Origin of the sequence: Streptomyces sp. NBC_01241 (assembly GCF_041435435.1) — a bacterium.
GTDB lineage: Bacteria > Actinomycetota > Actinomycetes > Streptomycetales > Streptomycetaceae > Streptomyces.
In genome coordinates this window covers 2,192,682-2,216,629 of the sequence record NZ_CP108494.1, presented here as the reverse complement: position 1 = coordinate 2,216,629, position 23,948 = coordinate 2,192,682, and the positions used below count along the sequence as shown (strand labels likewise).

At 71.4% G+C, this 23,948-nt stretch carries 19 protein-coding genes; 10 read left to right on the top strand and 9 right to left on the bottom strand.

The genetic code is table 11. The annotated features are described in order from the left end of the window. Nucleotides 1–46: 46 nt before the first annotated feature. The 5 genes from OG306_RS09605 to OG306_RS09585 form a co-directional block, all read right to left on the bottom strand. Nucleotides 47–1,564 (bottom strand): phytoene desaturase family protein, encoded by a 1,518-nt coding sequence (locus OG306_RS09605; protein ID WP_266745676.1) that lies wholly within the window; start codon nucleotides 1,562–1,564, stop codon nucleotides 47–49. A 30-nt stretch (nucleotides 1,565–1,594) separates the two neighbouring features. Then, nucleotides 1,595–2,212 (bottom strand): DUF4126 domain-containing protein, encoded by a 618-nt coding sequence (locus tag OG306_RS09600; RefSeq protein WP_266745675.1) that lies wholly within the window; start codon nucleotides 2,210–2,212, stop codon nucleotides 1,595–1,597. A 488-nt stretch (nucleotides 2,213–2,700) separates the two neighbouring features. Further along, entirely contained in the window at nucleotides 2,701–3,312 is a 612-nt protein-coding gene (locus OG306_RS09595) for a TetR/AcrR family transcriptional regulator (RefSeq protein ID WP_266745674.1), read from the bottom strand. Nucleotides 3,313–3,341: 29 nt separating this feature from the next. Continuing rightward, nucleotides 3,342–5,429: a YhgE/Pip domain-containing protein gene (locus OG306_RS09590; protein WP_266745673.1), complete on the bottom strand. Its 2,088-nt coding sequence runs from the start codon at nucleotides 5,427–5,429 to the stop codon at nucleotides 3,342–3,344. Continuing rightward, a complete protein-coding gene (locus tag OG306_RS09585) occupies nucleotides 5,401–6,189 on the bottom strand; it encodes an ATP-binding cassette domain-containing protein (protein WP_266745672.1) in 789 nt (262 codons plus the stop codon). The genes OG306_RS09590 and OG306_RS09585 overlap by 29 nt, the downstream gene beginning before the upstream one ends. Nucleotides 6,190–6,356: 167 nt before the next feature. On the opposite strand from OG306_RS09585, the gene OG306_RS09580 reads away from it, so the two are divergent. From OG306_RS09580 to OG306_RS09570, 3 genes are all read left to right on the top strand, one after another. Further along, a complete protein-coding gene (locus OG306_RS09580; RefSeq protein ID WP_266745671.1) occupies nucleotides 6,357–6,884 on the top strand; it encodes an SAV_6107 family HEPN domain-containing protein in 528 nt (175 codons plus the stop codon). A 102-nt stretch (nucleotides 6,885–6,986) separates the two neighbouring features. Further along, nucleotides 6,987–7,745 (top strand): class I SAM-dependent methyltransferase, encoded by a 759-nt coding sequence (locus tag OG306_RS09575; RefSeq protein WP_266745670.1) that lies wholly within the window; start codon nucleotides 6,987–6,989, stop codon nucleotides 7,743–7,745. A gap of 320 nt (nucleotides 7,746–8,065) precedes the next feature. Beyond that, on the top strand, nucleotides 8,066–8,458 hold the full coding sequence (locus OG306_RS09570; RefSeq protein WP_266745669.1) for a DUF3040 domain-containing protein: 393 nt from the start codon (nucleotides 8,066–8,068) through the stop codon (nucleotides 8,456–8,458). 170 nt (nucleotides 8,459–8,628) lie between these two features. On the opposite strand, the gene OG306_RS09565 is transcribed toward OG306_RS09570, so the two are convergent. The 4 genes from OG306_RS09565 to OG306_RS09550 all read right to left on the bottom strand — a co-directional run bounded on the left by OG306_RS09565 (nucleotide 8,629) and on the right by OG306_RS09550 (nucleotide 14,320). Further along, on the bottom strand, nucleotides 8,629–11,055 hold the full coding sequence (locus OG306_RS09565; RefSeq protein ID WP_266745668.1) for a DUF3488 and transglutaminase-like domain-containing protein: 2,427 nt from the start codon (nucleotides 11,053–11,055) through the stop codon (nucleotides 8,629–8,631). Beyond that, a complete protein-coding gene (locus tag OG306_RS09560; protein WP_266745667.1) occupies nucleotides 11,052–12,446 on the bottom strand; it encodes a DUF58 domain-containing protein in 1,395 nt (464 codons plus the stop codon). Before OG306_RS09560 ends, OG306_RS09565 begins: the two co-directional genes overlap by 4 nt. Continuing rightward, complete coding sequence (locus OG306_RS09555; RefSeq protein WP_266745666.1) at nucleotides 12,446–13,498, bottom strand: AAA family ATPase; 1,053 nt, start codon at nucleotides 13,496–13,498, stop codon at nucleotides 12,446–12,448. The genes OG306_RS09560 and OG306_RS09555 overlap by 1 nt, the downstream gene beginning before the upstream one ends. A 252-nt stretch (nucleotides 13,499–13,750) precedes the next feature. Then, complete coding sequence (locus OG306_RS09550) at nucleotides 13,751–14,320, bottom strand: beta-class carbonic anhydrase (protein ID WP_266745665.1); 570 nt, start codon at nucleotides 14,318–14,320, stop codon at nucleotides 13,751–13,753. A 379-nt stretch (nucleotides 14,321–14,699) separates the two neighbouring features. Here OG306_RS09550 and rsmH point away from each other — a divergent pair, with 379 nt between their 5' ends. Genes rsmH through murD form a run of 7 tightly spaced genes read left to right on the top strand, consistent with a single transcriptional unit; the run spans nucleotide 14,700 to nucleotide 23,940 of the window. Continuing rightward, complete coding sequence (rsmH, locus tag OG306_RS09545) at nucleotides 14,700–15,665, top strand: 16S rRNA (cytosine(1402)-N(4))-methyltransferase RsmH (protein WP_266745664.1); 966 nt, start codon at nucleotides 14,700–14,702, stop codon at nucleotides 15,663–15,665. 49 nt (nucleotides 15,666–15,714) lie between these two features. Then, on the top strand, nucleotides 15,715–16,311 hold the full coding sequence (locus OG306_RS09540) for an FtsB family cell division protein (protein WP_266745663.1): 597 nt from the start codon (nucleotides 15,715–15,717) through the stop codon (nucleotides 16,309–16,311). Nucleotides 16,312–16,315: 4 nt separating this feature from the next. Further along, a complete protein-coding gene (locus tag OG306_RS09535; RefSeq protein ID WP_266745662.1) occupies nucleotides 16,316–18,298 on the top strand; it encodes a peptidoglycan D,D-transpeptidase FtsI family protein in 1,983 nt (660 codons plus the stop codon). 18 nt (nucleotides 18,299–18,316) lie between these two features. Then, on the top strand, nucleotides 18,317–20,038 hold the full coding sequence (locus OG306_RS09530; RefSeq protein ID WP_266745661.1) for a UDP-N-acetylmuramoyl-L-alanyl-D-glutamate--2,6-diaminopimelate ligase: 1,722 nt from the start codon (nucleotides 18,317–18,319) through the stop codon (nucleotides 20,036–20,038). 4 nt (nucleotides 20,039–20,042) lie between these two features. Further along, entirely contained in the window at nucleotides 20,043–21,449 is a 1,407-nt protein-coding gene (locus tag OG306_RS09525; protein WP_266745660.1) for a UDP-N-acetylmuramoyl-tripeptide--D-alanyl-D-alanine ligase, read from the top strand. Then, on the top strand, nucleotides 21,446–22,516 hold the full coding sequence (gene mraY, locus OG306_RS09520) for a phospho-N-acetylmuramoyl-pentapeptide-transferase (RefSeq protein ID WP_266745659.1): 1,071 nt from the start codon (nucleotides 21,446–21,448) through the stop codon (nucleotides 22,514–22,516). Before OG306_RS09525 ends, mraY begins: the two co-directional genes overlap by 4 nt. Continuing rightward, complete coding sequence (murD, locus tag OG306_RS09515; RefSeq protein WP_266752139.1) at nucleotides 22,513–23,940, top strand: UDP-N-acetylmuramoyl-L-alanine--D-glutamate ligase; 1,428 nt, start codon at nucleotides 22,513–22,515, stop codon at nucleotides 23,938–23,940. Before mraY ends, murD begins: the two co-directional genes overlap by 4 nt. Nucleotides 23,941–23,948 lie beyond the last annotated feature (8 nt).

Sequence of the window (23,948 nt, the reverse complement as noted above, 5' to 3'; positions counted from 1 at the left end):
GCAGACAGCTTCTACTGACGACGGGCCCGGCCGGCGGCTTCTGGGATCACTGCGAGCCCCGGAACCCGTCCCCCTCCACGATCAGCCCGGCGACCAGCGCCCCCGACATCCCCGCGTGGGCGAGCCCGCCGCCCGGGTGCGACCAGCCGCCCGCGGCGTAGAGCCCCGGCAGCCGGGTGCGATTGCCCGGATGCAGATACGCGCCCTGTGCTCCGGCCAGCGCGGGCGCGGGCACCGAACCGCCCTCTGCGCCGGTGTCGTCCGCCGTCTCGGCCGGGGTCCGCACCTCGGCGTGGAGCAGCCGCTCCCGCAGGCCGGGCACGGCCGCGCCGGCCGCCTCGATCAGCGCGTCGGCACACCGCTCGCGCAACACCTGGTCCGTCCAGTCGACCGCACCGTGCGGGGCGACCGTCGCCATCAGCGTCACCGCCTCGTGGGCGTCGTCGGGGCGGGTCGACGGGTCGTCCGGGCGCAGCACCGTCACCGTGGGACGGTCGGCGAGCCGGCCGCCGAACACCGCCGCGCGCTCCGCCGCGCCGTCCGCCGGGTGGACCAGGGTCCGGTGCACGGCGTCCCCCGGCCGGGCGCCGCGCAGCGACAGCAGGACCAGGAACCGGCCCGGCACCACCCCGTGCCCCGGCCGCGGCTGAACCGCCACATCGCCGTCCCGCCACAGCTCCTGACCGGGCACCAGGCCCGAATGCGGACGGGCGCCCAGCACCACATGGGCGGCCTCGGCGACCGTCCCGTCCACGAGCTCGACACCTGCCGCCCGGCCGTCCTTCTCCACGACCCGGGCCACCTCGCCGCCGAAGACGAACTCCACCTTCCGGGCCAGGCACCGCTCGTACACCGCCCGCGCCAGGGCCCGGATCCCGCCGGAGACGTACCAACTGCCGAAGGTCTCCTCCATGTACGGCAGCAGGGCGGCGGCCGCCGGGGCGCGCAGCGGGTCGAGCCCGTACGACAGGGCGTACCCGTCGAGAAGCGCGGCCAGCCGGGGGTCCGGCAGCTCCCACGCGCCGATCTCCGCCACCGTGTCCGCCCGACGGGCCGGGCGCAACAGGCGGCGCCGCCGGAGCGCCGGATACGGATCCCGGCCGAGCACCTGCCAGTCGGAGCGCAACGGCTCCTCCAGGAGCGGACGCCGGGACCGGTCCCAGGCGTCGCGCGCCCGGTCGAGGAACTCGCCCCAGGCCGCGCCCGCGCCGCCCCCGAGCGCCGTGTCCAGAGCGGCGACGACCCCGGCCCGTGACGCATTCGGCAGCGAGACCGCCGTGCCGTCCGCGAAGACGTGGCGGCTCGCCGGATCGACCTGGGTCATCGTGACGCACCGCTCCAGCGGCTCCTTGCCCGTCTTCACGAACAAGTCACGGTAGACCGCGGGCAGATGCAGCAGCGTGGGACCGGTGTCGAAGGCGAAGCCGTCATGGGCGTACCGGCCGACCGAGCCGCCGAAGGTGTCCGACCGCTCGTACACCGTCACCCGGTGGCCTGCCACGGCGAGCCGGGCGGCCGCCGCCATCGCGCCCATCCCGGCGCCGATCACCGCAATACGTGCCATGTCAGTGACCTTAACGGCCACCTCTGACACTCAGCCCGGCGGCCAGGGCGAACCGGCTCCCACCAGGCGTTTCTCCGCGCGGCGCTGCGCCCTGCGGCGCAGGAACCGGCGGATCCGGGAGGCCAGGAAGACCAGTACCACCATGCCGAGCAGCAGCAGGGTCCCGGCGATGGACGCGGCCACCAGCGGATGGAATATCGCGAAGGTGACGATTCCCGCGACGCCCAGGTCCTCGGCCGTGCTCATCGCGATATTGCTGAACGGCTCGGGGGAGGTGTTGACCGCCATCCGGGTGCCCGCCTTCACCAGATGACTCATCAGAGCGGTGGAACCGCCGACGGCCCCGGCCGCGAGTTCCGGCAGCGAACCGCTCCCGCCGGCCAGCAGCGCCGCCACGACGGCCCCGGCGACCGGCCTGATGACGGTGTGCGCCGAGTCCCAGACCGAGTCCACGTACGGGATCTTGTCCGCCACCACCTCGCACAGGAAGAGCACGCCGGCCACGACGAGGACATCGGTGCGCTGCAGCGACGCGGGCACCTCGTCGCTGAGACCGGTCGCGCCGAAGACACCGAGCAACAGGACCACCGCATAGGCGTTGATCCCGCTCGCCCAGCCGCTTGTGAACACCAGGGGGAGTACGGACACGGATGCGATCGTAACCAGATGGAGCAGGACCCGGGGTGGGGATCGGTGCGCAGCCCTGAGTATCCGTACCTAGGCGATGAGATGAGTAGATGCGCGGATGGGCTCCGACCTGCGCGGACGGGAGAGTGGAGCCCACGGGGAGAGGCGCGGCACCGGCACCGCCGACACGGGGCGGCGGAGCGGGTGCGGCAACTCTTTCCGGAATGGGGGAGTACGGCGGAGAGCCCGGGGGCCACGGGGGAAACAGGGGTCACGGGGGAAGGCTCTCCGACAGCGCAGGAGACGCCGGTCCGGCGCAGGCTCGGGGGGATCGAGCCTCACCGGACCGGCGTCTTCGCGTGTCCGTACGTCGGGCCGTTCCGGCTCAGGGGCAGTCCGGCAGCGTGGCTCAGCCGACGCCGCCGGGCTCAGCCGACGCCGCCCGCCGAGGTCAGCCCCTGCCACCGGGTCGGCCGACGCCGCCCGCCGGGTCGGCCCACGCCGCCCGGTCAGCGCCCGCTGACCCGGCCGTGCAGCAGGAGCGAGAGCGCCGAGTGCACATCGTCGATCGACCGCTCCGGCTGGAACGCCTGCCAGTCCAGCGCGGCCACGAGCACCATGCCGACCAGGGCCGCGGCCGTCAGCTGGACATCGATCTCCTCGCTGAGCTCGCCGTTCTTCACTCCCTCGCGCAACACCCCCTCGACCACGGCGACGGCCTCCTGACGCACCACCAGGAGGGTCGACTGCCAGGCCCGGTTGGTGCGCCACAGCTCCGCCACGTACAGCTGGGTGAAGGCCGGGTAGCGGTCGATGAAGACCAGACCGGCCCTGATCATCGCGTCCAGGGCCTCGACCCGGGTGCCGCCGCGTTCCTCGGTGTCCTCGGCCGCGGAGCGCAGCGATGCCGTGAGCAGCCCGACGCCGTGGCGCAGCAACTCCTCGAAGAGTTCGGTCTTGCTCTTGAAGTTGTAGTAGACCGTGCCCTTGGCGACCCCGGCGCGCTCGGCGATCTCGTCCACCGTGGTCGCCGAGAAGCCCTTCTCGGCGATGAGTGTCACGGCCGACTCGTAGAGCTTCTGCCGGGTGGCCTGGCGGCGCGTGGTGCTACTGCTTTCCATGCCCCTGATTCTCACAGGTCCGGGCGCGCTCACAGGCTCAGCTCCGGATGCAGCCGCTCCAGGGTCCACACCTGCTTGCGGCGCGCGGCGACCGCGGTCAGGGCGAGCGCCCCCGCCGTGAACGCCAGCAGCACCGCACTCCCCTGCCACACCGGGCCGAGGCCGCCGCCCGTGATCAGCCGGCGCAGACCCTCGACGATGTAACTCATCGGCAGGTAGGGGTGGATCGCGTTGAAGAACCCGGGGCTGGTCTGTACGGGATACGTGCCCCCGGCCGAGGTCAGCTGGAGCATCAGCACGGCCAGCACGAGGATGCGACCCGAGGCCCCGAACCGGGCGTTGAGCCACTGCACGATCGCTGCGAAGCAGCAGGTCGTCAGCGCGAGGAAGCCGATCGTCCCGGCGGCGCGGGCCATCTGCAGCCCGAGCCCCCAGTGCAGTACGGACATCAGGGCGGCCACCTGGAGCAGTCCGAGCGCGGCGACCGGCAGCCAGCCCGCGAAGGCGATCCGCCAGGCGGAGGCCCCGGCGGCGAGTGCGCGCCGGTTGAGCGGCTGGATCAGCATGTACGCCACCATCGCGCCGACCCAGAGGGAGAGCGGGATGAAGTATGGGGCGAAGCCGGTGCCGTAGTTGGGGGCCGCGTGCAGCGACTCGGAGGCCAGCCGCACCGGGTCGGACATGACCTCCGTACGCGCGTCGCGGTCCTTCTTGTCGTAGTCGGGGATCTTGCCGACACCGTCGTTGAGTCCCTCGGCGAGGGTCGCCGAGCCGTCGCCGAGCCGGATCAGCCCGCCGTCCAGGTCGGTCGCGCCCTTCTTGAGATCGCTCACGCCCGTGTCCAGGTTCGCGGAGCCCGTCCTGGCCGTGGCCAGGCCGGTGTGCAGTTCGTTCGCTCCCTCGGCGACCTTGTGGGCGCCGGTGTTCAGCGCGTTGACCTTCTCCACGGCGGACTTCAGGTCCTCGTCCAGGTGCGGCGCGTTCTTGGCCAGGTCATCGGCCTGCCGCTGCAGCGTGGTCAGCCGGTCGCGCAGCTTCCTCAGATCCCCGTTCTGGTTGGTGACCAGCATGTTCACATCGTCGGCGACCTTCGCGACATCGGCCGCAGCGGTCTCCGCGCGCTTCAGCGGCGGGCAGACGGTGGGGTCGGCGGGCGGCTGCTCCGTGCAACGGGTGCGGTAGACCTCGGTCAGCTCGCCGGAGGCCGTGTGGGCGGCGGTGGCCGCGGTGGGCGCCGTCTTCACCATCAGGTCGAGGTTGTCCCGCACGGTCTGCGAGGAGTCGGCGACCAGCCGGGCGGTGTCGCCGATGGACGTGCCGTTGTCCTTCAGGAACGGGCGGACGTCGGCCGCCACCCCGTTGACCTTGTCGGCGAGCAGCTGAGTGCCGTCGGCGACCTGCCGGGAGCCGGTTTCGAGGTCACCCGCGCCCTTGTTCAGCTTGACGATCCCACCGGCCAGACTGCTGCTGCCGTCCTTGGCGTCCTTCAGCCCGTCCGCGAGATCCTGCGACCCCTTCTTCGCCTTGCCGATACCGCCCTTGAGGTCGTCGGCACCCTTGGCCGCCTTCGCGGTGGCGTCATGGAGGTCGGAGAAGTTGATGAAGATCCGGTCGAGGAAGCCGCGTGAGGCGTTGGTCGACGCGGCGGTGCGCACCTCGGAGAACACCGAGCGGGAGATCTGCCCGACGATGTAGTTGTTCGCGTCGTTGGTCCGCACCTGGAGCGCGCCGGTCTCGGGGGAGTCGCCCGAACTGGACGCGATCCGCCGGCTGAAGTCCGACGGCATGGTGAGCGAGAGGTAGTACGTACCGTCCTCGACGCCCTTGTGCGCCTCGGCGGAACTCACCTCGTGCCACTCGAAGGTCTTGGAGTCGAGCAGCTTGCCGGTGATCTCGTCGCCTGCCGTGATCCGCTTCCCGGCGGCGGTGGCGCCCTTGTCGTTGTTGACCAGGGCCACCGGGATCTTGTCGAGGCGGCCGTACGGGTCCCAGAAGGAGCACAGATACAGGGCGCCGTAGAGCAGCGGCAGCAGCAGGAGCGCGATCAGCGCGGCGACCGGCAGCTTTCCCCTGCCGAAACGCTTCAGCTCAAGCGCGGCCAGTCTCGGCGAACGCATCGGCCGGTCCCTCCTCGGTCGTGGTCTCCTCGGCCGCGGCATCCCGCGTGTCCGCCGGTGCGGCCGTGGTGTCGGTACGTACGGTGATGGCGCCCTCGGGCGCCTGGCTGCACACGGCGAGCACGGTCGTGCCGCTGTCGGCGACGGAGCGCAGCAGCTCCCAGGCCTCGGCGCGTTCGGCGTCGGAGAGCTTGAGATCGGCGTCGTCCACCGCGAGCAGCCGCGGCCGGCCGAGCAGCGCGAGGGCGATGGCCAGCCGCAGCGCCTCCAGCCGTTCCAGATCCCGTACGGAGGTCCGCTCGGCCTTGGGCAGGGTGGCGAGGTCGAGTCCGGCGGCATCCAGCGCGGCGTCGATCCGTCCCCGCGCGGCGGCGACGCGCTCGGCGCGCGGACGCAGCAGAGCGCGCAGCGAACCGCCGAAGCGGCGCTGCAGCAGAGCCCGCTCGCGCAGGTGCTCCGCGACGGTGAAGGCCGGGTCGAGCTCGTTGACCCCGGGCACCGGGCCCAGTGCGCTGATGCGGCGTACGGCGGCCATCTTGCGCGGCAGACGCAGTCCGCCGATCTCCGCCAGGCCCTCGGTGGGGCGCATCCGGCCGGTGAGCGCGAGCAGCAGGCAGGTCCGGCCGGAACCGGAGGGGCCCTCGATCGCCACCAGCGAGCCGGGCCCGGCCTCGATGCGCACGCCCCGGAAGGCCCAGCCGCGCGGTCCCCTGAGCCCGAAATCCTCGGCGGTGACGGCTGCCCCGTGCGGGCTGTCCACAGACTCTCCCTCGTTTTGAACTGACTGGTCAGTTCAAAAATCTAGTCCGAACTCGCGATCGAAGCAAAGGCGCAGGTCAGGGTGGAGGTGGGGTCGATTGTCAGTGGCGCCCGCCACGATGGATACATACGGCCACGGAGCCGTTACACGAGACAGGAGGTTTCGTCATGGCCCACTCGTCCGCAGCAGCCGCACCCCGGCGCCGCGCAGACGGCCCTGCCCCCTCACTGACCGGCCCGGCAAGCGATGTCCATCCCGTTCCGCGCCGCACCACGGCGCCGCCCGCCGCCCTCGATCTGCTCGCCCAGGCCCGCACCGGCCTCGACGAGGCCGCCGTTCTCGATGTGCCGAACGAGCGGTATGCCACCGCCCACCTCGCCGCACTGCGCACCGCCGCCGCCGTGCTCGCCGCCCGGGCCCGCCCCGAGACCTCCAAGCGGCGCCGGGAGCGGATCCGCAGCGCCTGGGAGGTCCTCCCGGAAATAGCCCCCGAGCTGACCGAATGGAGTGCGCTGTTCGCCTCCGGCGCCCGCCGCAGGGCCCGCGCGGAAGCCGGCATACCGGGTGCGGCCAGCCGACGGGACGCCGACGACCTGCTGCGTGACGCGGAGATGTTCCTGCGCATGGTCGAGCGGCTGCTGGTGCTTCAGCCGGTGCTCCCACAGGCCCGGAAGGAGCGGCCCGACGCGGGATGACGGAGACGGTGGCGCGAGGCAATAGGGTGGACAGCACGTGTACCACCTGCACTGTTCACGCTCCGCCGTCAGTGGCGGCACCGTGTCGAGGAGTCATCTGCCGTGTCGGACCAGCTGCGCCCCCGCGCCTCCCTCCGTACCGCTGTGGTCTGGGAGGTCCTGAAGGACGCCCTCGACCACCGGGTCAAGGCGACCGGCCGGGACGCCCTGGATGTCCTGGACACCGGCGGCGGCACCGGCAACTTCGCGGTGCCGGTGGCCCGTCTCGGCCACCGGGTCACCGTCGTCGACCCCAGCCCCAACGCGCTCTTCGCCCTGGAGCGCCGCGCCGCCGAGGCCGGGGTCGCCGACCGGGTCAGCGGCGTTCAGGGCGACATCCACGGCCTGTTCGAGGTGGTCGAGCGCGGTGGTTACGACGCGGTGCTGTGCCACGGAGTCCTGGAGTACGTGGACGACCCCGCCGAGGGTGTGCGCAACGCGGTCGAGGCGCTCCGTCCGGCCGGTGCGCTCAGCCTGCTTGCCGCCGGGCTCGGCGGTGCCGTCCTGGCCCGGGCGCTCGCCGGTCATTTCACCGAGGCCCGGCAGGCGCTCGGCGACCCGGCGGGCCGCTGGGGCGAGGGGGACCCGGTACCCCGGCGCTACACCGCGGAGCAACTCACCGAGCTGGTCTCCGCAGCGGACGTCGAGGTCGGCGCGGTCCACGGCGTACGGGTCTTCGCCGACCTCGTACCGGGCGCCCTGGTGGACACCGAGCCCGGCGCCATGGAGGCCCTGCTCAAGCTGGAGGCGGCCGCGGCCGAACTGCCCGCCTTCCACTCGGTCGCGACGCAGCTGCACGTACTGGGCACGAAGCGCGCCTGAGACGTTCTGGGTGCGAAGCGCGGCCGTGCGTGGCCGGGTGCCGTTGGTAGCGCGGCTGTAGCGCGGCTGATCAGGGACGCAGCCGCAGATGGAGTACGCCCCGAGACCCCCGATCGGGGGCTTCGCCCCGTATGATCGGGGGACACCATCCGGCATGACGGATCGGAGGTTGGGGAATCAACGCCTCAGCAGCTGAGCCGTCGTGGCGGCCCGGACTGGCTGATTGGCAAAGAGGGCGGGTTTCACGGGGGCGAATCCCTGCCTATCCTGGAAGGGCCGCATACCGGCCGCCCCCCGCGGCCGACGACGAGGAGGACTCCGTGCCGCTCTCGGAGCACGAGCAGCGAATGCTCGAGCAGATGGAGCGAGCGCTGTACGCCGAAGATCCCAAGTTCGCGACAGCGCTCGAGGGAAGCGGGCTGCGTACGTACACCCGGCGACGGGTCTACCAGGCGGTCGCAGGCTTCCTGGTGGGTATCGCGCTCCTCATGGCCGGAATGGTCGCCCAGCAGATCTGGATCAGCGTGGTGGGGTTCCTCGTCATGCTCGGCTGTGCGGTCCTTGCGGTCACTGGTTGGCGCAAGGCGCCCAAACCGGGCGAACGGCCGGCAGTCGGAGGCGGCGGTGACAGCCGTCGGCCCAGGCAGCGCCGGACCGTGATGAACCGGATCGAGCAACGGTGGCAGCGCCGCCGTGACGAGCAGGGCCAATAGGCCCCCGGACAGTCTTCGGGTGAGGGGCGGCCGCGTTTACGCGGCCGCCCCTCACGCGTGCCCGGGCCGGACCGTTCGGACGACCGCGCCGGAGCCGGAGCGCACCATGCTTGCGGGCATCCCGCTCACGTCCCGCCCGCTCAGGTCTGGCTCGCTCACGTCCCGCCCGTTCACCCCTGCTGGCGGGACGGTCGCCGCAGCCACCCCGTCCACCGGTCCCGGCCACACCGCGCCGCCCACGTGCCGGTGAACGCGGCCCAGCGGTCGGACGCCGCCCAGATCACCCGAACGGCCGAGCGCGGTGCCACGATCGCGCGGGCCCTGGCGAACCGGCCGGACGACGCCCGCAGACCCGCCCGTACCGCCTCCACGTCCTCTGCGAGCCCGGTACCCGACCGGGGCTCCGGGGCGTAGAGCACGTGCTCCACCGCCCCCGCCGCTCGGTGGACAGCGGCGGCCCCGTCGGGTTCGAGTTGTCCCAGCCGCACCACCCTGGCCGCCGTCGTGCGCGGGGTCCGGGAATCGTCCGGCTCGATGCCGTGATCCCACGCGGTGTCGATGATCTCCCGCCAGGCCGCCAGCGTTCTCGCCGTCGCGTCCGCCGGTGTACGTCCCGCGGAGAATCTCAGCCTGTGCTTGCGGGCCCGAAACCGCCAGAGCATCGGCAGCAACGGCAGCACCAGGATCACCAACGCGCCCAGCACCACGCCGAGGACGGTGCCCGTGGGCGTTCCGGAATCCGTCGGGGCCACCACTCCCGGCGCCGCCGAGCTGCCGCACTCGCCCTGTTTGCGCAGCTGGACCGGGCAGCTTTCCGCGACGGACGGTGCGACCGTCGGAGCGGCCGAGGCGCCCTTCTCCGGCCGGGCCGGGTCGGACGTGCCGCCCGACGGGGCGTCCGGCTGGGTGTAGGACGGGGCGGTGCCCCGCGTCGGGGTCGGCTCGAAACGGGTCCACCCGACACCCTCGAAGTACAGCTCCGGCCAGGCATGCGCATCGCGCAGTCCCACCGATACCGAACCGTTCGACTGAGTGGTGCCGGGAGTGAAGCCCACCGCGACCCGGGCCGGAATGCCCAGCGTGCGCGCCATCGCGGCCATCGTGAACGAGAAGTGGACGCAGAAGCCCCGCTTCTCCTTCAGGAACCGGCTGATCGCCGCGCTCCCGGTGCCCGAGTTCACCGAGGTGTCGTAGCTGAAGCCACCGTCCGAGGCGAAGAAGTCCTGCAGCTTCACCGCCCGCTCGTAATCGTTGCTCGCACCCTTCGTCACCCGGTCCGCGGTCTGCCCGACCACCTTCGGCAGGGAGTCGGGAACACGGGTGTACTCGCGCTGCAGAGCGACCGGCGCGGGACCCGCCACGGCCAGCTGATCGGCGGTCGGCTGGACCACCAGACTGGAGACCTGGTATTGCGCACCGCGGGTCGTCTCCCCGCCGTCACCGACGAGGGTCCGTCCCATCGGCTCGTACCGCCAGCGTCCGCCGATCCTGACCTCGGTCGCGGGAAAGGGGAGCGGCAGATAGGTCTGCTGGTAGGAGCTCGACGCGGAGATGTTCGTGATGATCTCCGTGGACATGACGTCCGGCCCGAGACCTTCCGGGGCCGGGAGCCGCTTCGGCACACCCTCCAGGCGGCGCGTGGAGGGCCGCCACTCGTTCCCGGTGAACTGGTCCAGGGCCAGGATCCGCAGGTAGAAGCCCTGCAGGTCGGTGGAATTGGTGCGGTAGGACATCACCTCCCGGTTCTCCGGCTGGTTCAGGTTGTTCTGCAGCGAGACCAGCGGGTTCACCGCCGAGATGGTGCCCCCGCCGCTGTTTCCCTTGCCGTTCCCGCTCCCCGTACCGGCCAGCAGTCCGCTGTCGAGCGCGGGCAGTGCCGCCGGTACGAACAGCGAAATTCCCAGCGCCAGCGCGCCGATGCGGCGGCCGGTGCGGACCGGTGCCGTCGGACGGGCAGCGGAGAATGCCGCACCGGCTGTCGCACCGCCCCGGGATCCGGCCGCGCCGCTGAAGACCCGCCCCCACTGGGAGAGCCGGTCCCGGCCCTCGGCCAGCAGAAGGAGCAGATAGCCGCCGGCCGCGAGCAGGAACCAGAGCCAGTCCGTTCCGCCCTCGGACAGCCCCGCGGCGACCGAGTACAGCGCGAGGAGCGGCAGACCGGCCGGGGCCGCGCTGCGAAACGTCACAGCGAGGGCGTCCACGACCAGGCCGACCAGCAGGACACCGCCGATCAGCATCAGCCGAATGCCGTCCGTCACGGGCGCCGGAGCGGCGTACCTTCCGACATCGTCAGCACCCGACATCAGCAGATCAGCGAGCCGCTGGACGGCCTCCGGGCCCGGCAGGACCCCGACCAGAGCCTGCCCCCTGGCGAAGACGACCGTCAGCAGGACGAGGGTGACCAGCGTCTGCGCCACGACGACCAGTAGCCGGGGCATGGGCGTCCGGCGGGCGAGCATGCCCATCCCGCTCTGGACCGCCAGCAGGAACGCGGCTTGCAGGATCCACCCGGCCGGCTCGACCAGCGGCAGCATCGAGCCCGCCGCCATGAGCGTCGCCGCAAAGGCGCACAGCGTCAGCCGACCGCGACCACTCATGACCATCCCCCGGAGAAACCTGTCGTGCCACCTGTGGTGCCGCCGACGGCAGCCGACCGCGTCGTCACACCCGGGTGTCCCGCCGCCTGCTGCCAATAACGGGCGAGACCGGTCCCGGGCGCCACGGCCACCGCCGTCCAGCCCGATTCGCGCATCAGCCGAAGCCGCCGCTCGAACGCCGCGTCCGCCCCCGCGGACGGGACGTCGTCAAGTCCCCAGGCAGTGCTGTCCAGTACGAACGCGACGGCGCCGCCACTGCGCTGCCGCATCCGGGCCGCCACCGCCGCCTGATCCTCGTCCAGATCGCCGAAGAACGCGATCAGCAGCCCCTCGTTGCCGCCACGCAGTACGTCGTACGCGCGCGACAGACCGCCCCCCTCGGAGTGGTCGACCACCGCCAGGGTGTCCATCATCAGCCCTGCGGAGTCGGCGGACTCCTGCGTCGACCCGGCGAAGCCGCCCTCACCCTCGCCCGGCACCGCGTTCCCGTCGTCGGTCAGCAGCCGGACCGCGAAGCCGCGCTCCAGCATGTGCACCAGCGTGGACGCGGCCCCCGACACCGCCCACTCGAAGGCGGAGTCGGGCCCCGACCCCTGATAGGCGATCCGCCGGGTGTCCAGCAGCACCGTGCATCTGGCCCGCTGCGGCTGCTCCTCACGGCGCACCATCAACTCGCCGTACCGCGCGGTGGAGCGCCAGTGGACCCGGCGCAGATCGTCGCCGTGCCGGTAACCGCGCGGAATCACGTCGTCGTCACCGGCCAGCGCCAGCGAACGCTGCCGTCCCTCGCCGTACCCCGAGGCCTCGCCCGCCAGCCGTACGGGCGGCAGCGGCTCGGTCCGCGGAATGACGACGAGGGTGTCGTACGCGCTGAACGAACGCGTCAGCTCACACATCCCGAACGGATCGCTCAGCCGCAATTGCAGCGGCCCCAGCGGATAACGCCCGCGCAAATCCGACCGCACCCGGTAGGACACCTCGCGACGCCCCCCCGCCTCCACCCGGTCCAGCACGAACCGGGGCCGCGGCCCGAGCACGTAAGGCACCCGGTCCTGCAGCATCAGCAGCCCGGTCGGCAGCCGGGACACGTTCTCCATCCGCAGATGAACCCGTGCCTCCGTGCCCGAGGACACCCGGGAGGGCGAGAGCCGCCGGGTGCCCGTGACCCGGTAACGGGTGCGGACGAGCGCCACCACACAGACCAGTGGCAGCGCGGCGAGCAGCAGCCCGACCCGCAGCAGATCCGCCTGCCCCAGCACATAGGCGCAGACCGCCGCGGCGACACCGGCCGCGAGGAAGGACCGCCCACGCGTGGTCAGTCCGCTCAGAGCGGCCCGCAGCGCGCCCTTGCCGTCGCCGTTGTCCAACGAGGCCGGCCCCCCGGGGCTCATCACACCCGCCGTACGCCGGGCTGCTGCCGGCCGTACACCGGACGGCCCGGCTGATGCTGGGGCTGCACCCGTGGGACGCCACCGCCGTCGGCCGTCGGCACCGGTGTCTGCTGGAGGATCTCCAGCACGACCTGCTCGGCCGTACGGCGGTTCAGCTGGGCCTGGGCCGTCGGCAGCAGCCGGTGCGCGAGCACCGGCACCGCCAGCGCCTGCACGTCGTCCGGCAGACAGTAGTCCCGGCCGCTCAGTGCCGCGGAGGCCTTCGCCGCGCGCAGCAGGTGCAGGGTGGCCCGCGGCGAGGCGCCGAGTCTGAGATCGGGATGGCTGCGGGTGGCCCCGACGAGCTCCACCGCGTACCGCCGCACGGCGTCGGCCACATGGACCGTCCGTACCGCCTCGATCAGCTTCACGATGTCGTGGGCGTGCGCCACCGGCTGAAGATCGTCGAGCGGCGAGATCCCGCCGTGCACATCGAGCATCCGCAGCTCGGCCTCCGCGTTCGGATAGCCGATCGACACCCGCGCCATGAACCGGTCCCGCTGGGCCTCGGGCAGCGGATAGGTGCCCTCCATCTCCACCGGGTTCTGGGTGGCCACCACCATGAACGGGTCGGGCAGCTCGTACGTGTGCCCGTCGATGGTGACCTGGCGCTCCTCCATCGACTCCAGCAGCGCCGACTGGGTCTTCGGCGAGGCCCGATTGATCTCGTCGCCGATCACGATCTGGGCGAAGATCGCGCCCGGCTTGAACTCGAAGTCGCGCCGCTGCTGGTCGAAGATGGACACACCGGTGATGTCCGAGGGCAGCAGGTCCGGCGTGAACTGAATACGCCGCACCGAGCAGTCGATCGACCGCGCCAGCGTTTTGGCCAGCATTGTCTTGCCGACGCCGGGGACATCCTCGATGAGGAGATGCCCCTCCGCCAGCAGCACGGTCAGCGAAAGCCGTACGACCTCGGGCTTGCCCTCGATCACGCTCTCCACCGACCTGCGCACCCGCTCCGCAGTCGTGGTCAGATCTGTGAGGCTCGCTCGATCGTCATAGGTCGTCACCCGGCCCTCCTCGGCCCTGCCCCACGCTCACCAGGAGCAGGGGATTCCCCAGTCACGGACCGACGCGCGCGCAGCGGCCCGGCCCACCCCGAAACACGGACACTCTGCCGGAAGCGAAACGTCCGGCGAGATGCCACATGCGCATTCTTGTTGCCGTTACCGCTTCGTGTCACTCGCCTGTGGATAAGTCGCGGCGATATGTCGGGTTCGGTGGGTATATCGGCTCCCGGTGGGCGCCGTCCGGGCCGACGGTCAGGACGCGGAGGCGGAAAAGATCTCGCGCAGCAAGCCGCTGGTCACATCGAAGACGAAGCCGCGGACGTCATCGGTGTGCAGCAGGAACGGCGAGGTGCGCACGCGCTGCATCGACTGCCGTACGTCCTGGTCCGCGTCCTTGTACGCCTCGACGGCCCAGACCGGACGCTGGCCGACCTCGACCTCCAGCTCCTGGCGGAATTCCTCCGTGATCGATTCCAGGCCGCAGTTCGTGTGATGAATGAGTATGACGCTGCGGGTGCCCAGGGCCCGCTGGCTGATGGTCAGCGAACGGATCACGTCATCGGTGACCACGCCGCCCGCGTTACGGATGGTGTGGCAGTCGCCGAGCGACAGACCGAGAGCGTCGTGCAGGTCGAGCCGGGCGTCCATGCAGGCGACCACGGCGACGCGCAGCACCGGCTTGGCGTCCATGCCCGGGTCCTCGAATCCGGCGGCGTACCGGATATTCGCCTCGACGAGGCGGTCGGTGACCGTGCCCCCGGTGCGGGCCCGGTCGGCAGAGGGCGCGGAAGGCCCGGCGGGGGAGTGTGCGGAAGTCGACATGGTTATGACGTTAGCTCTCGGCAGTGGTCGCGTCGCGCTGTGAGAAGGGACAAAGAACGTCAACGATGCTTGTTGTGAGGTAACCCACAAGCCTCACACCTTGTTCATTCGGCCGGGCGCACAGGGGGCGGGGCGACGCGCTGCCCTGTTGATTGATCGGGAATCGATCGAATGGCAGGGTGGACTAAAGTGACGGGAAGTTACCGACACCCTGCACATTCCGTAGATTTCCCCCGTGTGCGGCGTACGTACGGTCCGGCCCTCTCCCGCTCGCCGGTCGGCCGACGCCTCTTCTCCGGCGCCGGCCGCCCTCCCCTTCTGAGCGGGCGGGGACCAGGCCGTACGTGCCACCGCACGGGACCTGAGCCTGAGAGGGCGCATGAGCCAGACCCGACACGTCCCGGTGATGCTCCAGCGGTGCCTGGACCTGTTGGCCCCGGCTCTGGAGGCGCCGGGCCCGCAGCAGCCCGTGGTCGTCGACTGCACCCTGGGCCTCGGTGGACACAGCGAGGCGCTGCTCTCCGCCTTCCCCTCCGTGCGGCTCATCGCGCTGGACCGCGACAAGGAGGCGCTGAGGCTCTCCGGCGAGCGGCTCGCCCCGTACGGCGACCGGGCCACCCTGGTGCACGCGGTCTACGACGAACTGCCCGAGGTGCTCGCCCGGCTCGGCATCCCGAAGGTCCAGGGCATCCTCTTCGACCTCGGCGTCTCCTCCATGCAACTGGACGAGGCCGAGCGCGGATTCGCGTACGCCCAGGACGCCCCCCTCGACATGCGCATGGACCAGACGGCCGGTATCAGCGCGGCCGAGGTGCTCAACACCTATCCGCCGGGCGAACTGGTACGGATCCTGCGGGCGTACGGCGAGGAGAAGCAGGCCAAGCGGATCGTCTCCGCGATCGTGCGCGAGCGCGAGAAGGAGCCGTTCAGCAACAGCGCCCGGCTTGTCGAGCTGATCCGCGACTCGCTGCCGCAGGCCGCCAAGCGCACCGGCGGCAACCCCGCCAAGCGCACGTTCCAGGCGCTGCGCATCGAGGTCAACGGCGAGCTCGCCGTCCTGGAGCGGGCGATTCCGGCCGCCGTGCAGAGCCTCGCGGTCGGCGGCCGTATCGCCGTCCTTTCGTACCACTCGCTGGAGGACCGGCTGGTCAAGCAGGTCTTCGCAGCAGGCGCAGCGAACACGGCGCCGCCCGGACTGCCGGTCGTCCCCGAGCGCTATCAGCCCCGGCTGAAGCTGCTGACCCGCGGCGCGGAGCTGCCCACGGAGGAAGAGGTCGCCGAGAACCGGCGTGCCGCTCCCGCCCGGCTGCGCGGCGCCCAGCGGATCCGCGAGGAGGAACGATGAGCGTCGGGTCTCCGGGAACGCGGACACCGGCGACGCCCGGGGCGGCGCGGTGAGCAAAGCGGCCGGGCAGTTGAAGGGGCGGGCGGCGCGGCTTGCCCGGCTGATGCCCGCCGGGCCCAGCAACGCGGCCCGTACCCCCTTCGTCCTGCTGGTCGTGCTGCTCCTCGGTGGCGGCCTGATCACGCTCCTGGTGCTCAACTCGGCCCTCAATGAAGGATCGTTCAGGCTGAGCGAGCTGAAGAAGCGGACCACCGAGCTCACCGACGAGCAGCAGGCCCTCCAGCGTGACGTCGACAGCTACTCCGAGCCGAACGCCCTGGAGCGGCGCGCCCGCAAACTGGGCATGGTGCCCGGGGGCAGCCCCGCCTTCCTGGACCTGGACGGCAAGGTCCGCGGCGTCCCCGCACAGTCCACCGCCGAGCCGGCCCCCGCGCCGCCGCGGAAGCCCGGCACCCCCGAGAAGCCCCCCGCGACCGCCCCGTCCACCGGCGCCCCGGCGCCGGCAACCGGTCCGCCCTCGAACCTGCCCTCTCCCTCTCCCCCGGCCACTCTTTCGGGCGCCGCCGTGAAGCCCAGCACCTCCGCGGCCCCGCATGCCGGGCCGCGTACTCCGGCAGTCCAGCCTTCGACGAGCCCCGGCAGGTGACGCAGTGTCTCCCAAGGAACCACCGCGCCGCCGGGTCCCCGGCCCCGCGCGCCCCCGCAACGCCGTAGGCGGCCAGGGGCGCCCCCGGCCCGCCGCCCGCCGCCGGCCGTCCCCGGCGCCACGCGCCCGCGCGCCCCGCAACCGGCCCGCGCGCCCCCTCCGTCTCGGCAGCCCGCGCCCCCGGCTCCGCCTGGTCGGCGTCGCCCTGACGCTCGTCATGCTGGTGTTCGTCGTCCGGCTGCTCCAGGTCCAGGCCGTCGATGCCAACGCGTACGCGGCCAAGGCCAAGGAGAACCGCTACCTCAGCTACACGATCTCCGCCGAGCGCGGCGAGATCACCGACCGCAGCGGTATCGCGCTGGCCACCAGCGTCGACGCGTACGACATCACCGCCGACCCGTCGATGTTCACGCCCGAATTCAGCAAGGCCCCCGACGCGCCACGGCAGGCGGCGGCGCTCCTCGCCCCGATCCTCGGCGCCGACACCGCCGAGCTCACCGCGAAACTTTCCAAGGAGGGCCGTTACACGGTCCTGGCCCGCCGGCAGACCCCGCAGGTCTGGAATCAGATCAGGGACCTCAAGTCCGTCTTCGCCAGGAAGGCGGCGAAGGACAAGGCGGCCGGCGGTCCCGGAGCCAACGTGCTGGCCGGGGTCTTCCAGGAGGCGACCACCAAACGGGTCTACCCCAACGGAGGGCTCGCCGCCGGGATACTCGGTTATGTCAACGCCGAAGGCAAGGGCGCGGGCGGCCTCGAATCGCAGCTGGACAAGGAGCTCGCGGGCGAGGACGGCAAGATCAAGTACGCCCAGTCCGGCGGCCGGCGGGTGCCCACCGCGGGCACCAAGGAGGTCCCGGCCGTCGCCGGGTCCGACATCGAGCTGACCATCGACCGCGACATCCAGTGGGCCGCCCAGCAGGCCATCACCGACCAGGTGAAGAAGTCCAAGGCGGACCGCGGTTACGTGGTCGTGCAGAACACCAGGACCGGCGAGGTCCTCGCCATGGCCAACGCGCCCGGCTTCGACCCCAACGACCTCTCGCAGGCCGACGCGGCGTCGCTGGGCAACGCGGCGCTCCAGGACGCGTACGAGCCCGGCTCCACCAGCAAGGTCATGTCCATGGCCGCAGTGCTGGAGGAGGGCGTCGCCACCCCCGGCACCCATGTGACCGTCCCCAACCTGCTGCACCGCGGCGACCGGCTCTTCAAGGACGACATCGACCACCCCACCTGGTACCTGACGCTCAACGGCGTACTCGCCAAGTCCAGCAACATCGGCACCATCCTGGCCACCGGGGAACTGGGCAGGACCCAACCCCAGGCCAACAAGGTCCTCTACTCCTACCTGCGCAAGTTCGGGATCGGCTCGCCGACCGGCCTCGGCTACCCGGGCGAGACCCCCGGCATCCTGGCCAAGCCCGAGAGCTGGTCGACTTCGCAGCAGTACACGATCCCGTTCGGCCAGGGCCTCTCGCTCAACGCCATGCAGGCCGCCTCCATCTACTCGACGATCGCCAACGGCGGGGTGCGCATCGCACCCACGCTGGTACGCGGCACCAAGGGCCCCGACGGCCACTTCAAGGCCGCCCCCGCTCCCGAACGGAGCCGGGTGGTCAGCGAGAAGACCGCCAAGACGCTCGCCACGATGCTGGAATCGGTGGTCGGAGACGATGAGGGCACCGGAACGAAGGCCAAGATCCCGGGCTACCGGGTGGCGGGCAAGACCGGTACCGCCAACCGGGTCGACCCCGTACGCGGCGGCTACCACGGCTACACCGCGTCCTTCGCGGGCTTCGCACCCGCCGACGACCCGCAGATCACCGTCTACTGCGCGATCCAGAACCCCACCAAGGGCAGCTACTTCGGCGGTCAGATCTGTGGACCGATCTACAAACGGGTCATGGAGTTCGCGCTGAAGACCCTCCAGACCCCACCGTCCGGCAGCGAGCCAGCCCGGCTGCCGGTGTCCTTCCAGCCCGGCGAGTGAACACGGGGAGACCGACCAGTGACAACCATCACCCCCGATCCCGGGAACCGGAACGGGAACCACCGGAACGCCGCCCCCTCACTTCGCGAGAGGCCGGGTGCGCCCGGTACGCTCACCGCCGTGCCCCACGCTGATCAGTTCCAAACCACCCAGAAGGACGCGCCTGTGAACTACCCGGGAGCGCCCCGCCCGGACCGGATCGGACCGACGCCCCTCGGCGATCTGGCAGCCCGGCTGGGAGTCGAACCGCCGGGAACCGGCGAGGTCACCGGCATCACCCACGACTCGCGGGCGATCCGCCCCGGCGACCTGTACGCGGCCCTGCCGGGTGCCCGCTTCCACGGCGCCGACTTCGCAGCCCAGGCGGCCGGCCTCGGCGCGGCCGCCGTCCTCACCGACCCGGCGGGCGCCGAGCGCGCCGCCGCCACCGGACTGCCGGTGCTGGTCACCGAGGACCCGCGCGGCCGGATGGGCGAACTCGCCGCCGAGATCTACGGACGGCCCGGCGGTGACCTTCTCCAGATCGGCATCACCGGAACCTCCGGGAAGACCACCACCGCGTACCTCATCGAGGGCGGCTTCCGCGGCGCCGGGCGCGCCACCGGGCTGATCGGCACCGTGGAGACACGGATCGGCGACGAGCGCATCAAGTCCGAGCGCACCACCCCCGAAGCCACCGATCTGCAGGCCCTGTTCGCCGTCATGCGCGAACGCGGGGTCGACTCGGTGACCATGGAGGTCTCCAGCCACGCCCTGGTGCTCGGCCGGGTCGACGGCTGCGTCTTCGACGTCGCGGTCTTCAACAACCTCAGCCCGGAGCACATGGAGTTCCACACCGGGATGGAGGACTACTTCCAGGCCAAGGCACAGCTCTTCACCCCCCGGCGCAGCCGGCAGGGCGTCGTCAACTTCGACGACGAGTACGGCCGCAGGCTGATCGCGCAGGCGAGTGTCCCCGTCGTCACCTTCTCCGCCGAGGGCCACCCGGACGCCGACTGGCGCGCCGAGGACGTCGAAGTCGGACCGCAGGGCTCCACCTTCACCGTCGTCGGCCCCAAGAACGAGCGGATCGCCGCCAGGGCCCCGCTGCCCGGCCCGTTCAACGTCGCCAACACCCTCGCCGCGATCGTCACCCTCGCCGTCGCGGGCCTCGACCCGCAGACCGCCGCCGATGGCGTCGCCGCCGTTCCGGGCGTCCCCGGCCGGCTGGAACGCGTCGACGCCGGACAGCCGTACCTCGCGGTCGTCGACTACGCGCACAAGACCGACGCCGTCGAATCCGTGCTGCGCTCCCTGCGGAAGGTCACCCAAGGCCGGCTGCACGTCGTCCTCGGCTGCGGCGGCGACCGCGACACCACCAAACGCGGCCCGATGGGCGCCGCGGCGGCCCGCCTCGCCGACACCGCCGTACTGACCTCCGACAACCCCCGTTCCGAGGACCCCCTCGGAATCCTCGCCGCCATGCTCGCGGGCGCCGCCGAGGTGCCCGTCCACGAGCGGGGCGACGTCCTGGTCGACGCCGACCGGGCCGCCGCCATCGCCGCCGTGGTCGCCCGCGCCGAGCCCGGTGACACCGTGCTCATCGCCGGCAAGGGCCACGAGCAGGGCCAGGACATCCACGGCGTGGTACGCCCCTTCGACGACCGCGTGGTTCTGCGCGCGGCCATCGAACGCTCCCTGGGGCACAGCCGTACCGACAACACCGCCCACGCCCACACCCACGAGAACAGTCAGGGATGACCAAGTGATCGCCCTTTCCCTCGCCGAGATCGCCGAAATCGTCGGCGGGCAGTCGTACGACATACCCGATCCGGCAGCAACCGTCAGCGGTCCCGTCGTCATCGACTCCCGAGAGGTGAAGAAAGGCAGCCTGTTCGTCGCCTTCGCCGGGGAGCGGGTCGACGGCCACGACTACGCGCAGCGCGCCGTCGAGGCGGGCGCGGCAGCCGTGCTGGCCGCCCGCCCCGTCGGTGTTCCGGCGATCGTCGTCGATGACGTCGTGGCCGCCCTCGGCGCGCTCGCCCGCGCCGTCGTGGGCCGCCTCGGCACCACCGTCGTCGCCCTCACCGGCTCCGCGGGCAAGACCTCCACCAAGGACCTCATCGCCCAGCTCCTCGAACGCAAGGGGCCCACGGTCTACCCGGCGGGCAACCTCAACAACGAGATCGGGCTGCCGCTCACCGCCCTGCGCGCCACCGAGGACACCCAGCACCTCGTCCTCGAAATGGGCGCACGCTACGTCGGCGACATCTGTTACCTCACCGGCCTCGTCCCGCCCCGGATCGGTCTCGTCCTCAACGTCGGCACCGCCCACATCGGCGAGTTCGGCGGCCGCGAGCAAATCGCCAAGGCCAAGGGCGAGATGGTCGAGTCGCTGCCACAGGACGGCCTCGCCGTGCTCAACGCCGACGACCCGCTCGTGCGCGCCATGACCTCCCGTACGAAAGCCCGGGTGCTGCTCTTCGGTGAAGCCGCGGAAGCGGACGTACGGGGAGAGAACGTCCGTCTCACCGACGACGGCCGTCCCGCTTTCACGCTCCACACACCCACCGGGTGCAGCGACGTGACCATGCGCCTGTACGGTGAGCACCACGTGTCGAACGCGCTCGCCGCGGCCGCCGTCGCCCATGAGTTGGGCCTGTCCGCAGACGAGATCGCCGAAGGGCTCTCCGAGGCGGGCACCCTCTCCCGCTGGCGCATGGAGGTCACCGAGCGTCCGGACGGCGTGACGTTCGTCAATGACGCCTACAACGCGAACCCCGAATCCATGAAGGCAGCGCTGCGCGCGCTGGCCGCCATGGGGAAGGGCCGGCGTACGTGGGCGGTGCTCGGCCCCATGGCCGAGCTCGGAGACGCCTCGCTCGCCGAGCACGACGCGGTCGGACGGCTCGCTGTCCGGCTCAACGTCAGCAAGCTCGTCGCGGTCGGGGGCAGAGAGGCCTCCTGGCTGCAACTGGGCGCATACAACGAGGGTTCGTGGGGTGAGGAGTCGGTGCACGTGTCCGACGCGCAGGCTGCCGTCGACCTGTTGCGCAGTGAACTGCGCCCGGGAGACGTCGTGCTGGTGAAGGCGTCCCGGTCGGTCGGCCTGGAGCAGGTCGCCATGGCACTGCTGGAGAACGCGTCCGAGGGCGAGGTCGCCGGCCGATGAGGCAGATCCTCTTCGCGGGGGCCATCGGGCTCTTCCTGACCCTGGTCGGAACTCCGCTGCTGATCAAACTGCTGGCCCGCAAGGGATACGGGCAGTTCATCCGGGACGACGGCCCGCGTACCCACGGGTCCAAGAAGGGCACGCCCACCATGGGCGGTATTGCCTTCATTCTGGCGACGATCATCGCGTACGTCCTGGCGAAGGTGATCACCGGTGAGGAGATGCGCTTCTCCGGTGTGCTGGTGCTCTTCCTGATGACCGGCATGGGTCTCGTCGGCTTCCTCGACGACTACATCAAGATCGTCAAGCAGCGCTCGCTGGGTCTGCGGGCCAAGGCGAAGATGGCGGGCCAGCTGATCGTGGGTATCGCCTTCGCGGTGCTCTCGCTCCAGTTCGCCGACGCCCGTGGCAACACCCCTGCCTCCACCAAGCTGTCGTTCGTCGCGGACTTCGGCTGGTCGATCGGCCCGGTGCTGTTCGTCGTCTGGGCGCTGTTCATGATCCTCGCCATGTCCAACGGCGTGAACCTGACGGACGGTCTGGACGGCCTGGCCACCGGCGCGTCGGTGATGGTCTTCGGCGCGTACACCTTCATCGGGCTGTGGCAGTTCCAGGAGTCCTGCGCCAACGCGACGACCCTGACCAACCCCAACGCCTGTTTCGAGGTACGAGATCCACTCGACCTGGCGGTCGTCGCCTCCGCGCTGATGGGCGCCTGCTTCGGCTTCCTGTGGTGGAACACCTCGCCCGCCAAGATCTTCATGGGCGACACCGGCTCGCTCGCCCTCGGCGGCGCCCTCGCGGGTCTGGCCATCTGCTCCCGCACGGAGTTCCTGATGGCCGTCCTCGGCGGACTCTTCGTGATGATCACCATGTCCGTGGTCATCCAGGTCGGCTCCTTCAAGATGACCGGTAAGCGAGTCTTCCGGATGGCGCCGCTCCAGCACCACTTCGAACTCAAGGGGTGGTCCGAGGTCCTTGTCGTGGTCCGCTTCTGGATCATCCAGGGCATGTGCGTGATCGTCGGACTCGGTCTCTTCTACGCGGGATGGGCAGCCGAGAAGTGAGCAACCAGGACTGGCAGGGCAAGCACGTCACCGTCGCGGGACTCGGAGTCTCCGGAATCCCGGCGGCCACGGTGCTGCACGGCCTGGGCGCCGTCGTCACGGTGGTCAACGACGGGGACGACGAGCGTTCCCGTACGCAGGCCGCGGAGCTGGAGGCGCAGGGCATCACCGTGCGCCTCGGCGACGGGGCGACCCTGCCCGAGTCCACCGAGCTCATCGTCACCACCCCGGGCTGGAAGCCCGACAAGCCGCTCTTCACCGCAGCCGCCGAGGCGGGCGTCCCGGTCTGGGGCGACGTCGAACTCGCCTGGCGGCTGCGCGGCCACGGCGGCAGGGAACCGGCGCCCTGGCTCGCGGTCACCGGCACCAACGGCAAGACCACGACCGTACGGATGCTCGCCGCCATCCTGGAGGCGGCCGGGCTGCGCACCGCCGCGGTCGGCAACATCGGCGTCTCCCTCCTCGACGCCGTCCTCGGCGACGAGGAGTACGACGTACTCGCCGTCGAACTGTCCAGTTACCAGCTGCACTGGGCGCCCTCGCTGCGCGCCCACTCCGCGGCCGTCCTCAACCTGGCCCCCGACCACCTCGACTGGCACGGCTCCATGGAGGCGTACGTCGCGGACAAGGGCCGGATCTACGAGGGCAATCGCGTCGCCTGCGTCTACAACGCGGCCGAGAAGGCGACCGAGGACCTGGTCCGCGCGGCCGACGTCGAGGAGGGCTGCCGCGCCATCGGCTTCACCCTGGGCACACCGGGCCCGTCCCAACTGGGCGTCGTCGACGGCATCCTCGTCGACCGCGCCTTCGTGACGAACCGGCAGAAGCAGGCCCAGGAGCTCGCCGAGGTCACCGACGTCAACCCGCCGGCCCCGCACAACATCGCCAACGCCCTGGCGGCCGCGGCCCTGGCCCGCGCCTTCGGTGTCGAGCCCGCGGCCGTACGGGACGGACTGCGGGCCTTTTGCCCCGACCCGCACCGCATCGAGCACGTCGAGGACATCGACCAGGTCGCGTACATCGACGACTCCAAGGCCACCAACACCCATGCCGCCGAGGCCTCCCTCGCGGCCTACGATCCGATCGTCTGGATCGCCGGTGGCCTCGCCAAGGGCGCCACGTTCGACGAGCTGGTGACCGGGGCCGCCGGGCGGCTGCGGGGCGTCGTACTGATCGGCCGGGACCGGGCCCTGATCCGCGAAGCCCTCGCGCGACACGCCCCCGAAGTCCCGGTGGTCGACCTCGACCGGACCGACACTGGGGCGATGTCCGAGGCGGTCCGCGAGGCGGCACGGCTCGCCCGGCCGGGAGACACCGTACTGATGGCCCCGGCCTGCGCCTCGATGGACATGTTCGCCAATTACAACAAGCGGGGCGAGGCGTTCGCGGACGCGGTCCGCGCACTCGCCGCCGAGAGCGCCTGACGGGCCCG